At 70.6% G+C, this 13,614-nt stretch carries 10 protein-coding genes; 8 read left to right on the top strand and 2 right to left on the bottom strand.

Going from position 1 to position 13,614, the window contains the following annotated elements:
• From ACFVKT_RS00750 to ACFVKT_RS00760, 3 genes are all read left to right on the top strand, one after another.
• Positions 1 to 798, top strand: a complete 798-nt coding sequence (locus ACFVKT_RS00750; protein ID WP_385726120.1) for a cyclase family protein — start codon at positions 1 to 3, stop codon at positions 796 to 798.
• Positions 795 to 2,441, top strand: a complete 1,647-nt coding sequence (locus ACFVKT_RS00755; RefSeq protein ID WP_385726122.1) for a thiamine pyrophosphate-binding protein — start codon at positions 795 to 797, stop codon at positions 2,439 to 2,441. Before ACFVKT_RS00750 ends, ACFVKT_RS00755 begins: the two co-directional genes overlap by 4 nt.
• 254 nt (positions 2,442 to 2,695) lie before the next feature.
• A complete protein-coding gene (locus tag ACFVKT_RS00760; RefSeq protein WP_385726124.1) occupies positions 2,696 to 3,655 on the top strand; it encodes an Ldh family oxidoreductase in 960 nt (319 codons plus the stop codon).
• Between the two features lie 55 nt (positions 3,656 to 3,710).
• Here the strand turns inward: ACFVKT_RS00760 and ACFVKT_RS00765 are convergent, their stop codons facing one another.
• Positions 3,711 to 6,068 (bottom strand): FtsX-like permease family protein, encoded by a 2,358-nt coding sequence (locus ACFVKT_RS00765; protein WP_385726125.1) that lies wholly within the window; start codon positions 6,066 to 6,068, stop codon positions 3,711 to 3,713.
• The gene (locus ACFVKT_RS00770; protein WP_385726127.1) at positions 6,065 to 6,757 is read right to left on the bottom strand and encodes an ABC transporter ATP-binding protein; all 693 of its coding nucleotides are present in this window, start codon (positions 6,755 to 6,757) and stop codon (positions 6,065 to 6,067) included. Before ACFVKT_RS00770 ends, ACFVKT_RS00765 begins: the two co-directional genes overlap by 4 nt.
• Positions 6,758 to 6,974: 217 nt before the next feature.
• Between ACFVKT_RS00770 and ACFVKT_RS00775 the strand changes: the two genes are divergently transcribed.
• The 5 genes from ACFVKT_RS00775 to ACFVKT_RS00795 all read left to right on the top strand — a co-directional run bounded on the left by ACFVKT_RS00775 (position 6,975) and on the right by ACFVKT_RS00795 (position 13,610).
• Positions 6,975 to 8,342 carry a sensor histidine kinase gene (locus ACFVKT_RS00775; RefSeq protein WP_385726129.1) on the top strand — a complete coding sequence of 456 codons (1,368 nt, stop codon included), beginning with the start codon at positions 6,975 to 6,977 and terminating at the stop codon, positions 8,340 to 8,342.
• Positions 8,327 to 9,037 carry a response regulator gene (locus ACFVKT_RS00780; RefSeq protein ID WP_385726131.1) on the top strand — a complete coding sequence of 237 codons (711 nt, stop codon included), beginning with the start codon at positions 8,327 to 8,329 and terminating at the stop codon, positions 9,035 to 9,037. Before ACFVKT_RS00775 ends, ACFVKT_RS00780 begins: the two co-directional genes overlap by 16 nt.
• 172 nt (positions 9,038 to 9,209) lie before the next feature.
• On the top strand, positions 9,210 to 10,439 hold the full coding sequence (gene frc / locus ACFVKT_RS00785; RefSeq protein ID WP_385726133.1) for a formyl-CoA transferase: 1,230 nt from the start codon (positions 9,210 to 9,212) through the stop codon (positions 10,437 to 10,439).
• Positions 10,440 to 10,645: 206 nt separating this feature from the next.
• Positions 10,646 to 12,937, top strand: a complete 2,292-nt coding sequence (locus ACFVKT_RS00790) for an FdhF/YdeP family oxidoreductase (protein ID WP_385726135.1) — start codon at positions 10,646 to 10,648, stop codon at positions 12,935 to 12,937.
• Between the two features lie 121 nt (positions 12,938 to 13,058).
• Positions 13,059 to 13,610, top strand: coding sequence for a beta-class carbonic anhydrase (locus tag ACFVKT_RS00795; RefSeq protein WP_385726137.1), 552 nt, complete (start codon positions 13,059 to 13,061; stop codon positions 13,608 to 13,610).
• Positions 13,611 to 13,614: the final 4 nt, after the last annotated feature.

Consider the following 13,614-nt stretch of genomic DNA (forward strand, 5'->3'; position numbering starts at 1 on the left):
ATGCCGCCCGTGCCGCCCGAGCCGTCCGTCCTCTCCGCCCTGGTAACCGCGTTGCGGGACGGGTCGGTCGAAGTCGTCGACCTCACCTCGCCGCTCTCCGCGTCCACGCCGGTCATCCAACTGCCTCCCGAATTCGGCCAGACGGCGGTTTTCGAACTGGAGGAGATCAGCAGATACGACGACCGTGGCCCGGGCTGGTACTGGAACAACTTCCGCAGCGGTGAGCACACCGGAACCCACTTCGACGCACCGAACCACTGGGCCACCGGTAAGGATCTCGGCGACGTGGCGTCGGTGCCCGCGCGACGCCTGATCGCGCCCGCCGCGGTGATGGACTTCTCCGCCGAGGCGGCGAAGGACCCCGACTTCCTCGTCGAGGTGCACCATGTGAAGGCCTGGGAGGCCGAGCACGGACCGCTGCCGGACGGCGGCTGGCTGCTGGTGCGTACCGGCTGGGACGCCCGGGCGCACGCGCAGGAGCCGTTCCTCAACGCCGACGAGAACGGCCCGCACACCCCCGGGCTGTCGGCGGACTGTGCCCGCTGGGTGGCCCAGGAGTCGCCGGTGATCGGCCTCGGTGTCGAGACGGTGGGCACCGACGCCGGAGCCGCGCACTCCTTCGACCCGGCCTTTCCGTGTCACTCGTACCTCATGGGCAGCGGCAAGTACGGGCTGACCCAGCTTCGGAACGTGGCAGAACTGCCGCCCACCGGCGCCGTCGTCATCGCCGGACCGCTGCCCATCGTCACGGGATCGGGCGCTCCCGCGCGGGTGCTCGCCCTGGTGGAGCGGTCATGAAGGTCGGGGAAGCCGTCGGCAGGGCGCTGGTGGCGTGCGGGGTCGAGCGTGTCTTCGGTGTCGTCGGGTCGGGCAACTTCCATCTGACGAACGCCATGTTGGCGGCGGGCGCGCGGTTCGTGGCCGCGCGGCACGAGGGCGGCGCGGCCACGATGGCAGACGCGTACGCGCGGATGAGCGGGACGGTGGCGGCGCTGAGTGTGCACCAGGGCCCCGGCCTGACGAACGCCCTCACCGGAATCACCGAGGCCGCCAAGAGCCGTACCCCGTTGGTGGTGTTGGCGGCCGAGGTGACCGAGCCGAAGTCCAACTTCCATATCGGCCAAGAGGAGTTGGCCCACGCGGTGGGCGCGGTGTCGGCCCGGGTGACCTCGGCCGAGGACGCGGTCGAGGAGTCGTGTGCCGCCGTACGACGTGCGCTGCACGAACGGCGGACGGTGCTGCTCAACCTGCCCCTGCAGGTACAGGCTCTGGACGTCCCGGACGGAGCGTTGGACCTGGCCGCCCCGCCTGCTGCGCGGGCCGCGGTCGAGCCGGCGGCAGCCGATACGGCAGCGCTGGTGGAGGTGCTGGAACGGGCGCGACGGCCGGTCTTCGTGGCGGGCCGGGGAGCACGCACTCCCGGCGGCCGGGACGTCGTCGCCCAACTCGCCGAACACCACGGCGCGTTGCTCGCCACCTCGGCCGTCGCCCGCGGGCTGTTCCACGGCAGCCCCTGGTCACTCGACGTGTCCGGCGGCTTCTCGTCGCCGTTGGCGGCCGAGTTGATCCAGGGGGCGGACCTGATCGTGGGCTGGGGCTGCGCCCTGAACATGTGGACCATGCGGCACGGCAACCTGATCGGACAGGACGCGACCGTCGTGCAGGTCGACGACGAGGAGTCGGCGCTCGGCACCCACCGGGACGTACAACTCGGCGTCACCGGCGATGTGGAGCTCACGGCGCGGCGCGTGCTCGACACGACGGGAGGCGGGGGACAGCGGCAGGGATACCGGACCGCCGACATCGAGACGGCCATCGCCGCACGCGTCCACTGGCGCGACGTGCCGTACGAGGACACGAGCACCCGTGAGCGGATCGACCCGCGCACGCTGAGCATCGCGCTCGACGACATCCTTCCCGCCGAGCGGGTGATCGGCGTGGACTCCGGCAACTTCATGGGCTACCCGAGCACGTATCTGTCGGTCCCGGACCACCTCGGCTTCTGCTTCACCCAGGCGTTCCAGTCGATCGGCCTCGGGCTCGCCACCGCGATCGGGGCGGCGCTCGCGCGGCCGGACCGGTTGCCGGTGGCCGCGCTGGGCGACGGCGGCACGATGATGAGCGCCGTCGAACTCGACACCGTACGGCGGCTCGGGCTGCCGATGGTGGTCGTCGTCTACAACGACGAGGCCTATGGAGCGGAGGTGCACCACTTCGGCCCCGGTGGATTCCCGCTCGACACGGTCGAGTTCCCGCCGACGGACATCGCGGCCGTGGGCCGGGGATACGGCTTCGAGGCGGTGACCGTACGCACGCCCGCGGACCTGAAGGCGGTGCAGGACTGGGTGGCCGGCCCCCGGTCGGCGCCGTTGCTCATCGACGCCAAAGTGGTCGGTGACCACGGCGCCTGGTGGCTGGAGGAGGCGTTCCGCGGGCACTGAGTGCCAGACGGCGGGTGCCGCCTTCCGCAGGAGGCGGGTGACGAATCCGTGCTCCGCGGAAAGTGGATGGCGAACCGCGGAACGCGGATAGCCGGGCAATTCACCCCGAGCCTATATTTTCTGGCAGCTTCACTGCCGTCCATGGGATCGCGGCCACAGATGCCGACCCCGTGGAGGGCCACGGATGCCGACTGTGGAGGGCCGCTGTCGCCGACCGTGGAGAACGAACTTCAGTCACCGCGTGGGGAGATCCCATGAGTGCCCGTATCACTGTCTCGCCCGACTGGCTGGTCGAAGCCGTCGGTTCGGTGCTCGCGGCCGCGGGCCTCAGGCCGAGGGCCGCGACGGCGGTGGCCCGGGGTCTTGTGGAATCGGACCTCCGGGGCACACCGTCCGACGGCGTGATGCTGGTACCCGTGTACGCCGAGCGGATCCGCAAGGGTTCCGTGGGCACCCATGAGAGCGCCGAGGTGGTGCACGACATGGGGGCGATCGCGGTGCTGGACGCCGGGCACGCACTCGGCCAGCTCACCGGTGACCAGGCGATGGACCTGGCCGTCCTCAAGGCCCGCACCTATGGGATCGGAGTGGTGACGGTACGCCACGCCTTCCACTTCGGCGGCGCCTACCGCTATGCGCGCACGGCCGCGTACGCGGGCTGTATCGGTATCGCCGCGGCCAACAGCGGCCCGCTCCTGCCGGCCCCGGGCGGAGCGGCAGCGGCGGTGGGCGAGAATCCCCTCGCCGTCGCCGTCCCCACCGAGAACGGCGAGCCGATCGTCCTCTCCGCCGGCCTCTCCGAAGAGGCACTGGCAGGACTGCTGCTGCCCGCGGCCGGACACTTGGGGTACGGGCTCGCGCTCGTCGTGGAAGTGCTGACCGGTGTACTCTCCGGCGGCGGTTTCGGCAGCGGTGTCCGCGACCTGAACGCCGACACCTCGGAGCCCGTCGACTGCGCGCACTTCTTCCTCGCGCTGTCCGTCCCCGCCTTCGGGAACCGGGCCGGCTTCGAACAGCGCGTAGCCGAACTCGCCGCGCAGACCACCTGCTCACCGAAGGCGTCCGGCGCCGAACGGCTCTTGCTGCCGGGCCAGTTGGAGGCCGAGCGGAAAACCGCGGCGCGCCGAGCCGGAGTCCCGCTCGACAGGAGAGTCCTCGCCGCGCTGCGGGAGACCGCCACGACGGTGGGCATCACGCTGAGCGCCCCGTCCTAGCGAGATCCTCGAGCGACTCGGGAACCGGCACGGCCTCCATGAGGAACTCGGTGAGCTACTCCGTACGCAGAGCCGTAGCCGTCCGCGTCCTCGCCGCCCAGCCCGCCGGAAGCAGCGCGCCGAGCAGCGCGATCGTGATGCCCGCCAGCCCCAGCAGGAACAGTTGCCACGGCTCGTACACCTCGAGGACCGACGGCGGCAGATTGGTGCCCGCGGAGTGCCCCATCACCGGCAACACGAAGCCGTGCAGGGCGAATCCGAGCGGTACGCCGACCAGGCCGCCGAGTACGCCGATACCGGCCACGGAGGCGAGCACGACGCTCACGGTCTGCCGCGGTGTCATGCCGAGCGCTTTGCAGACGCCGAGGTCGTGGACGCGCTCCCGGGTGTCCAGGACGGCGGAGTTGAGGACGCCGAGGCCGGCGACGGACACCAGCATCAGGGTGAGGAGCACCGCCATCGCCTCCAGGATGAGGATCATGCTCTCGCCGTCCACGGAGTTGGCCATGGCATGGGCGCCCAACGGCTCCACCTCCGTGGCGAGTTTCTCGGCGTACTCGGCGGGGGAGACGCCCGGCTTCACCTCGATGAGGAAGGACTCGGGCTCGGCCGCCCCGAAGGTGGCGAGGTCCGCGTGGAGGTGCATGCCGTCGTCCGAGGTGTCGAAGGCCTCGCCGACGATCCGCAGGGTCTTGGTCTGCTTCTCGTAGGTCACCCGGACCGTGTCACCGATCTCGGTGCCGGTCCTCTCCAGGAAACCCGTGGGCACCACGGCCTGCCCCGCACCGGTGATCCAGTGCCCGGAGATCATCTCGTAGCTGCCCGCACCCAGATCACCCTGGTAGAAGTTGGCCCGGACCTCGCCGGAGATCCCGGCCACGGTGACCTCCGCCTGGGCCAAGCCGTAGTACGAGGCGGTGCCCGCCTGGGCCTCGATGGCGGCGCGCACCTTCGCCGGGTCGGCGGTCGTGGGCTCCGCCATGCCCGGCGCGGGGGCACGTTGGCCGGGGCCGGGGCGCTGCCCGCCGCTGAACACGGTGACCGCGGCGCTCTCCTCGGGATCCGCCGCGTTGCCGACCGCCGTCAGCGACTGGGTCAGCCCCACCGCGAACGTCGCCGCGACCGTGCCGAAGGCCACCGCGAGCAGCATCGCGAGGGTGCGGACCGGGTGCGCGAACGGGCTCGCGAGGCCGTAGGTCACCGCCCGTGGCAGCGGCAGCCGCCCCGACGCCCGGTGTGCCCACTGACCACGCCCCGTGCGCGGCGCCCGGCCGACGGCGATGGCCTCGACCGTACGCAGTCTTCCGGCTCGCAGTGCGGGGACCAGCGCCGCGATCCCGACGACCGCCAGCGCGGCGGCCGGCACCACGACGTCCACCCACCAGGCCACGGTCAGCGAGACACTGCCGTACGCCCGCTCGGTGTCCTCCAAGAGCGGTACGGCCAGCAGGTTTCCGAGGACGACCCCTAGCGCGATACCCGCGCCCGCCGGGATCAGCGCCTGGGCGACGTAGGCGCGCACCACCTCGCGCGGTGTGAAGCCGATGGCCTTGAGGATGCCGATCCTGCGCAGGCTGGTACCGACCGCCCCGCTGACCACGCTGCCGACGATGATCACCGACATGACGATGCCGAGCGCGCCGAAGGCGAGCAGGAAGGGGATGGTCGCGGCCGCGCCCTGGTCGGCGGCGCGCTTGGTGTCCAGATAGGACGTGGTGCCGATCAGCGCCCCGGACGGCACGGCGGCGGCGAGCGTCTTGCGGGCGGCGGCGATCTGCGCCTTCGTCCCCGCCGCGTCGAAGCGGTACAGCATCTGGCTGGTGACCGGGTTGTCCTTGGACCCCAGCGCCCTGACCTGCGCGGGGGTCGCCCACGCGTCGGCGGTCTTGCTGGCAGAGACGGCGAGGCCGACCACCGTCAGGACCTGGGCGTCCGCGGCGTCCGAGGTCCGCAGCGTGGTGCCGAGCTCGAAGGCGGGTCCGGCGAACTCCACGGACAGCACGATCTCGCCCGGCTTCTCCGCCCAGCGGCCGGACCTGAGGTCGAGGTCGTCCACGTCGCTCCGGGGCCCGGACCGGCCGACGACGGTCAGCGTCGGCGCGTCCGGCCCGTGGATCACCGAGGTCGGGAACGGCCCCGCGCTCGCGGTGACGCCGTCCGACTGCCCGGTGGCCCCGAGTTGCGCCGCAGTCACCTTGGTCGGATCGAACTCCGCGGTGAGATGCGCACCGTGCTGCTCCGCGAAGGCGTGGTCGAAGGGCGCGCTCGCGGCGACCATGAGCGATCCGGCGACCACGGCCGAGGCCACGGCCATCATCGTGGCGATGGCGATCACCACGGTCTGCACCCGGCGCCGGCCCACCCCGGAACGTACGACCCGGCCGAGCGCGCCGGTGCCGAAGAGGCTTCTCATCGGACCGCCTCCGCGTGGCTGTCGAGGGCGAGATGGCCGTCGACCAGATGAATCGTGCGGCTCGCACACGCCTGAGCCAGCGCCAGGTCGTGCGTGACCAGCACGATCGTCTGGCCGCCCCGGTGCAGGTCCACCAGCAACTCCCGTACGTCCTGGCCCGAGGCGGTGTCGAGGGCACCGGTCGGCTCGTCGGCGAGCAGCAGCGCGGGCCGGTTGACCAGCGCCCGGGCGACTGCGACCCGCTGGCGTTCGCCGCCGGAGAGCCGGCCCGGGTAGGCGCGGGCGTGCTTCTGGATGCCGAGGGCCTCCATGAGCTCATTGGCGCGGGCCGCGGTCTTCCGCCGTGCGCTGCCCGCCAGTTGGGCGGGGAGCTGGATGTTGTCGGTGACGGTGAGGTCGTCGAGCAGGTTGAAGAACTGGAACACCATGCCGATCTGCTCGCGGCGGAACCGGGCCAGCGCGTGTTCGCTCAGTTCGTTGAGCTGCCGGCCGGCCACGGACACGGTTCCCTCGGTCGCCTTGTCCAGGCCCGCGACGAGGTTCAGCAGCGTGGACTTGCCGCTGCCGGAGGGGCCCGTCACGGCGAGCGCCTCGCCCTTGCGGACCGAGAGCGTGAGCGGTCCGAGCGCGGGTGCGCCGGAGCTGTCGTAGCGCTTGGCCACGTTCTCCAGTTGGATCACCTGGGTCATGGGAGTCGTCCGTCCTTGGGTTCGTGGAGGGGTGTGTTGCCGGGCCCAGCGAACGTAGGGGCGGGCGCCGCCAGGGCGCGTCGGCCGTGGCACCGACATCCGGCCCTCCCCGCGGACGACCCGGCCGCGGGGTCATCCCTGCGAAGTACGCCTGCGGGACAGCGACCTGGTCGCACAGGCGGACGCGGGACGGGGCGGGGGGCCACACAATGTGCTGATGGGGACGGAGACGGAGGACCGGCGCGGATGGCGTCAACCGGTGACGGAGACCGAGGACCGGCGCGGATGGCGCCGGCAACTGTGGGACGCGCTGCGGCCGGACGCGAAGCGCGCCCCGCTGTCACGGCGGGCGGTACGCGCCGACGTGGTGCTGGCGGTCGTACTGACCGTCGTCGCGCTGATCGTGGCGGCGCGCTATCCGGGCGACGGGCCGGTACGCATCGTCACGAAGGACCAGTACGGGTTCCCGGTCCCGCCACGGCCGCCCGCACCCGGAGAGCGGCCTCCGGACGGTGGGATGCCGTCCGTGCCCTGGGTCCTGGTCGTCCTGTCGGCGCTGCCGCTGGCGGCCATGCGCAGGTATCCGCTGACGGTGTTCGCGGTGGTGATGACCGCGGTGCTGGCCATCGGCGACGAGGCCTCCTGGATCAACGTGCTCACCATCGTCATCGGCGCCTACAGCGCGGTCATGTACAGCCGTTACCGTGCGGGCGCACTCGCCGGCCTGGTCGTCGCCGCCGTACTGGCCGGTCTAGCGTTCCGGGACGCGGAGCCCATGCTGCCGGCGTGGTCGAGTCCCGCGGTCGTGCTGCTGGTCGCCGGGGTGGGGGCCGGCCTCGTCCGCTTCTCACGGCGGCGTCTCGCGGCCAGCCGGGACCGGTTCACGGAGCTGCAGAAGGCGCAGGAGGAGACCATGCGCCGGGCCGTCGAGGAGGAACGCGCCCGGATCGCCGCCGAGTTGCACGACGTCGTGACCCACAATGTGAGCGTGATGGTGATCCAGGCGGGGGCGGCGCGCAAGGTGATGGACGCGGCGCCGGAGCGGTCGAAGGAAGCGCTCCTGGCGGTGGAGGCCGGCGGCCGGGCCGCGATGGCCGAACTCCGGCATGTGATGGGCCTGTTGGCCGCCCCCGACACCGGCCGCGCCGACAGCCCCGCCGACGGTCTGGAACCGCAGCCCGGCCTCGGACAGCTCGACGCGCTGATCGAGCGGGTACGCGCGGCGGGGACACCGGTCGGCGTCGCGGTGTCGCTGCCGCCGGAACCGCTGCCGTCCGGGGTGGAGCTGGCGGCATACCGCGTGGTGCAGGAGGCGCTGACCAACACGATCAAACACGCGCCCGGCGCCGACGCCTTCGTCACGATCGGCTACGCGGACGACCGCCTGGAGATCGAGGTCATGGACAACGGCGCCGCCTACGACTCTCCGCCCGTGGACCACGACTCCCCGCCGGCGGACGGCAACGGCCGCGGGCTGATCGGACTGCGCGAGCGCCTCGCGGTGTACGGCGGTGAGCTCACGGCCGGGCCGACCCTCGCTGGCGGATACCTGATCACGGCCCGTGTCCCGTGGCGGACCACGTGAACCGGCCGCCGCTGCGCGCCGTCATCGTGGACGACCAGGCCCTGGTGCGTACGGGCTTCGGGATGATCCTCGCCGCCGACGGCATCGAGGTGACGGCCGAGGCGGCCGACGGGGACGAGGCGGTCGCCGCCGTACGGCGCACCCGGCCCGACGTCGTCCTGATGGACATCCGGATGCCACGGATGGACGGCATCGAAGCGACCCGGCGGATCCTCGCCGCCGCGGCACCGGGGGAGGAGACCCGGGTCATCATCCTCACGACGTACGACCTCGACCACTACGTCTACGCGGCGCTCACCGCCGGCGCCAGCGGCTTCCTGCTCAAGGACGTCACCCCCGAGCATCTGGTGGCCGCCGTACGCCTGGTGCAGTCGGGCGACGCCCTGCTCGCGCCCGCGATCACCCGCCGGCTGATCGAACGCTTCGCGCACCGGGTGGAGGACCGGGCGGCCGCCCCGCACCGTGACCTCTCCGGTCTGACCCCCCGTGAGCTGGAGGTGCTCCGGCTGCTCGCGACGGGCCTCAGCAACGCCGAGCTCGCGGACCGGCTGTTCCTCAGTCCCACCACGGTCAAGACGCACGTCGGCCGCATTCTGTCGAAGCTGGACCTGCGTGACCGGGTACAGGCCGTCGTCCTCGCCTATGAGACGGGACTCATCTCGCCGGGTGGTTCGGCCGACACGGGACGCCGATAGCCGGCTGCCCAGGCGTCGAGGCACTTCAGCGACGCGAAATGTTGTCCACGCCCTCTGGACATCCCTCGCGTGTGCCGCAACCATGAAGCAACTCCATACGGTATGCAATCTACAGTATGGATGCTTGCTCCGAACTCCCGAACCGGACCACGTACAAAGTGAGGCGGCGAACATGACGAAAGCTCTTGAGGGCGTGCGCGTCCTGGATATGACGCACGTTCAGTCCGGCCCCTCCGCGACGCAGATCCTCGCGTGGCTCGGCGCCGACGTGGTCAAGCTGGAGGCGCCGACCGGTGACATCACACGCAAGCAGCTCCGCGACATCCCGGACGTCGACTCCCTCTACTTCACGATGCTCAACAGCAACAAACGCAGCATCACCCTCAACACCAAGACCGAACGCGGCAAAGAGATCCTCACCGAGCTGATCCGGACCTCCGACGTCATGGTCGAGAACTTCGGGCCGGGCGCCATCGACCGCATGGGCTTCAGCTGGGACCGCATCCGCGAGATCAACCCTCGTATCGTCTACGCCTCCATCAAGGGCTTCGGCGAAGGCCCCTACACCAACTACAAGGCGTACGAGGTGGTCGCCCAGGCCATGGGCGGGTCGATGTCGACCACCGGCTTCGAGGACGGGCCGCCCATGGCGACCGGCGCGCAGATCGGTGACTCCGGTACCGGTATGCACGCCGTGGCCGGGATCCTCGCCGCCCTCTTCCAGCGCACCCACACCGGCCGCGGCCAGCGGGTCAACGTCGCGATGCAGCACGCCGTGCTCAACCTCTGCCGGGTCAAACTGCGCGATCAGCAGCGGCTCGCGCACGGCCCGCTCGCGGAGTTCCCGAACGAGGACTTCGGCGACGAAGTGCCGCGCTCGGGCAACGCCTCCGGCGGCGGCCAGCCCGGCTGGGCGGTCAGGTGTGCGCCGGGCGGCCCCAACGACTACGTGTACGTCATCGTGCAGCCCGTCGGCTGGAAGCCGATCAGCGAGCTCATCGGCCGGCCCGAGCTGGCCGAGGACCCCGAGTGGGCCACCCCCGAGGCCCGGCTGCCCAAGCTCGGCAAGATGTTCCAGCTCATCGAGGAGTGGACCCGCACGCTCCCCAAAATGCTGGTCCTGGAGGCGCTCAACGCCCACCACATCCCCTGCGGGCCCGTCCTGTCCACCAAGGAGATCATCGAGGACGCCTCGCTCGCCGCGAACGAGATCGTCGTCACGGTCGAGCATCCCGAGCGCGGCTCGTACGTCACGGTCGGCAACCCGCTGAAGCTGTCCGACTCCCCGGTCAAGGTGGAGCGGTCACCGCTGCTCGGCGAGCACAACGAGGAGATCTACCTCCAAGAGCTCGGCATCTCGCACGAGGAGCTGCCGCTGCTGAGGGCGCAGGGTGTGATCTGACCGACTCTCCTCCGCCGGACGACTGTCGTCCGTGCAGGTCAACGTGGGCGCCGCCCGCTTGATAGGCGGCGTTTATCACGTAGAAGTTGATGTCTCTTTGACTACTTCTCGCGGCCTGGCCGAAGCTGATCTAGAGCGGGAATTCGATTCCCGTCGCGGCGCCGGCCCGGTCGCGCGCGAGTGGCTAGAGAGGCACAGGCCAGATCATGAGCACGCTGGAAGACCCGTCGGAAGACCGTCTGGAAGTCACTCCGCCCAAGACCTGGGCGACCGGACTGCCCGCGGTCACGCACGCGATCGAATACTCGCTGGGCCAGACCTCGGTCCGGCGGACCGCCCTGACCCTGCTGAACATCAACCAGACCAAGGGCTTCGACTGCCCCGGTTGTGCCTGGCCGGAACCCGCGCCGGGCCACCGGGCGAAGAACGAGTACTGCGAGAACGGCGCCAAGCACATCAACGACGAGGCGACCTCGCGCCGCGTCACCGCCGACTTCTTCCGCGAACACTCGGTCTCCGAGCTGAGCCAGAAGTCCGACTACTGGCTCAACCAGCAGGGCCGGCTCACCGAACCCATGGTCAAGCGGCCCGGCTCCGACCACTACGAGCCGATCGGCTGGGACGACGCGCTCGGCCTGCTCGCCGAGGAACTGCGCCTGCTCGACTCGCCCGACGAGGCCCTCTTCTACACTTCGGGCCGGCTCAACAACGAGGCCGCCTTCCTCCTCCAGCTCTTCGCCCGTGCCTACGGCACCAACAACCTGCCCGACTGCAGCAACATGTGCCACGAGTCCAGCGGTTCCGCGCTCAACGAGACGCTGGGCATCGGCAAGGGCAGCGTGAGCCTGGACGACATCCACAACTCGGACCTCGTCTTCGTGGTGGGCCAGAATCCGGGGACCAACCACCCGCGGATGCTCTCCGCGCTGGAGGAGACCAAGCTCAACGGCGGCCACATCGTCGCTGTGAACCCGCTTCCCGAGGCCGGTCTGATGCGGTTCAAGCACCCGCAGAAGGCCCGCGGAATCGTCGGCCGCGGCACCGCCATCGCCGACCATTTCCTCCAGATCCGCCCCGGCGGTGACCTCGCCCTCTTCCAGGCGCTGAACCTGCTGATCCTGGAAGCGGAGGAGGCGAATCCCGGAACGGTCCTGGACCGCGGGTTCATCGACGTCTCCACGATCGGCTTCGAGGCGTTCGCCGCGCAGGCCCGCAAGGCCAACTGGGACGACATCCTGGAGGCCACCGGGCTCACCCGCGAGGAGATCGAGGCCGTGGGGGAGCGGGTCCTGGCAGCGGAGAACATCATCGTCTGCTGGGCGATGGGACTCACCCAGCAGAAGCACGCCGTCCCCACCATCCGTGAGGTCGTCAACTTCCTCATGCTGCGCGGCAACATCGGCAAGCCCGGAGCGGGCGTCTGCCCGGTGCGCGGCCACAGCAATGTGCAGGGCGACCGGACCATGGGTATCTGGGAACGGATGCCGCAGAGCTTCCTGGACGCCCTGGAGCGAGAGTTCGCCTTCACCCCGCCCACCAAGCACGGCCTCGACTCGGTGAACGCCATCCGGGCCATGCGCGACGGCGAGGCCAAGGTCTTCGTCGGCGTCGCGGGCAACTTCGTCCGGGCCACCCCCGACAGCGATGTCACCGAGCGGGCGATGCGGCGCTGCAGGCTCACCGCGCACATCTCCACCAAGCTCAACCTCTCCCACACCGTCTGCGGCGACACCGCGCTGATCCTGCCCACGCTGGGCCGCAGCGACCGGGACATCCAGGGTGGCGTCGAGCAGTTCATCACCGTCGAGGACTCCATGAGCGAGGTGCATGCCTCCAGGGGCCGACTGCACCCGGCCTCCCCGCACCTGCTCAGCGAGGTGGCGATCATCTCCCGGCTGGCCCGGCGGACCCTGGGCGAGAACCCGTCCATCCCCTGGGAGAAGTTCGAGGCGGACTACGGCACCATCCGCGACCGGATCTCCCGGGTCGTCCCGGGCTTCGACGACTTCAGCGTCCGGGTCGACCGTCCCGGCGGCTTCCGGCTGCCCAACCCGGTGAACTCCGGCGTGTTCCCCACCCCGAGCGGCAAGGCCGTCTTCACCTGCAACGACTTCGAGATGCTGAGCGCACCCGCGGGCCATCTGCTGCTCCAGACCCTGCGCTCGCACGACCAGTGGAACACCATCCCGTACGCCATGAACGACCGCTACCGGGGCATCCACAACGGCCGCCGCGTGGTCCTCGTCAACCCGGCCGACCTGGAGGCACTCGGGCTCGCCGACCGCAGCGAGGTGGACCTGGTGAGCGTGTGGCACGACGGTGTGGAACGCCGTGCGCCGAAGTTCCGGGTGGTCGCCTATCCGACCACGCCCGGCTCGGCAGCCGCGTACTACCCCGAGACCAACGTGCTGGTGCCGCTGGACAGCGTGGCCGACATCAGCAACACCCCCACGTCGAAGGGCGTCGTCGTCCGGCTGGAGCCCGTGTTGGCCGCCTGAACCCTTGCACGCACCCTGGACAAGGGGCGGCAGGATTAAGAATACTGGCTACTTCATACCGTATACAGGTCCGACGGAGATCCTTTTCCTCGGGCGCTCGACCGGAGTGAGGAAGCTCAGCATGTCGACACCAGCCACCCGTCTCGCTCAGCCCACCAGCACGACTCCCGACGGCGGGACGGTCACCGACCGGCTCCTGGAGGCCAACCGCGCCTACGCGGCCGGATTCGTCGACCCCGGTATGGGCGCCCGCCCGGTCCTGGGCGTCGCCGTCGTGGCCTGCATGGACGCCCGGATCGACCTGCACGCCGCGCTCGGCCTCGAACTCGGCGACTGCCACACCGTCCGCAACGCGGGCGGTGTGGTCACCGACGACACGATCCGCTCTCTGACGATCAGCCAACGCGCCCTCGGCACCCGCAGCGTCGTCCTCATCCACCACACCGGCTGCGGTCTGCAGAGTCTGACCGAGGACTTCCGGGTCGAGCTGGAGATGGAGGTCGGGCAGCGGCCGGCGTGGGCCGTCGAGTCCTTCACGGACGTCGATCAGGACGTACGCCAGTCGATGCAGCGAGTGCGCACCTCGCCGTTCCTCCTGCACACCGACGATGTACGCGGCTTCGTCTTCGATGTGACGACGGGGCTGCTGCGGGAGATAGACCCGGAGGGGTGAGCCG

Source organism: Streptomyces sp. NPDC127595, from assembly GCF_042671685.1.
Lineage (GTDB): Bacteria > Actinomycetota > Actinomycetes > Streptomycetales > Streptomycetaceae > Streptomyces.

Excerpts from the sequence above, each read along its gene's own strand:
- ACFVKT_RS00760 (WP_385726124.1), top strand. The coding sequence starts at position 2,696 with ATGAGTGCCCGTATCACTGTCTCGCCCGACTGGCTGGTCGAAGCCGTC.
- ACFVKT_RS00770 (WP_385726127.1), bottom strand. The coding sequence starts at position 6,757 with ATGACCCAGGTGATCCAACTGGAGAACGTGGCCAAGCGCTACGACAGC.
- ACFVKT_RS00765 (WP_385726125.1), bottom strand. The coding sequence starts at position 6,068 with ATGAGAAGCCTCTTCGGCACCGGCGCGCTCGGCCGGGTCGTACGTTCC.
- ACFVKT_RS00755 (WP_385726122.1), top strand. The coding sequence starts at position 795 with ATGAAGGTCGGGGAAGCCGTCGGCAGGGCGCTGGTGGCGTGCGGGGTC.
- frc (WP_385726133.1), top strand. The coding sequence starts at position 9,210 with ATGACGAAAGCTCTTGAGGGCGTGCGCGTCCTGGATATGACGCACGTT.
- ACFVKT_RS00750 (WP_385726120.1), top strand. The coding sequence starts at position 1 with ATGCCGCCCGTGCCGCCCGAGCCGTCCGTCCTCTCCGCCCTGGTAACC.
- ACFVKT_RS00790 (WP_385726135.1), top strand. The coding sequence starts at position 10,646 with ATGAGCACGCTGGAAGACCCGTCGGAAGACCGTCTGGAAGTCACTCCG.
- ACFVKT_RS00795 (WP_385726137.1), top strand. The coding sequence starts at position 13,059 with ATGTCGACACCAGCCACCCGTCTCGCTCAGCCCACCAGCACGACTCCC.
- ACFVKT_RS00775 (WP_385726129.1), top strand. The coding sequence starts at position 6,975 with ATGGGGACGGAGACGGAGGACCGGCGCGGATGGCGTCAACCGGTGACG.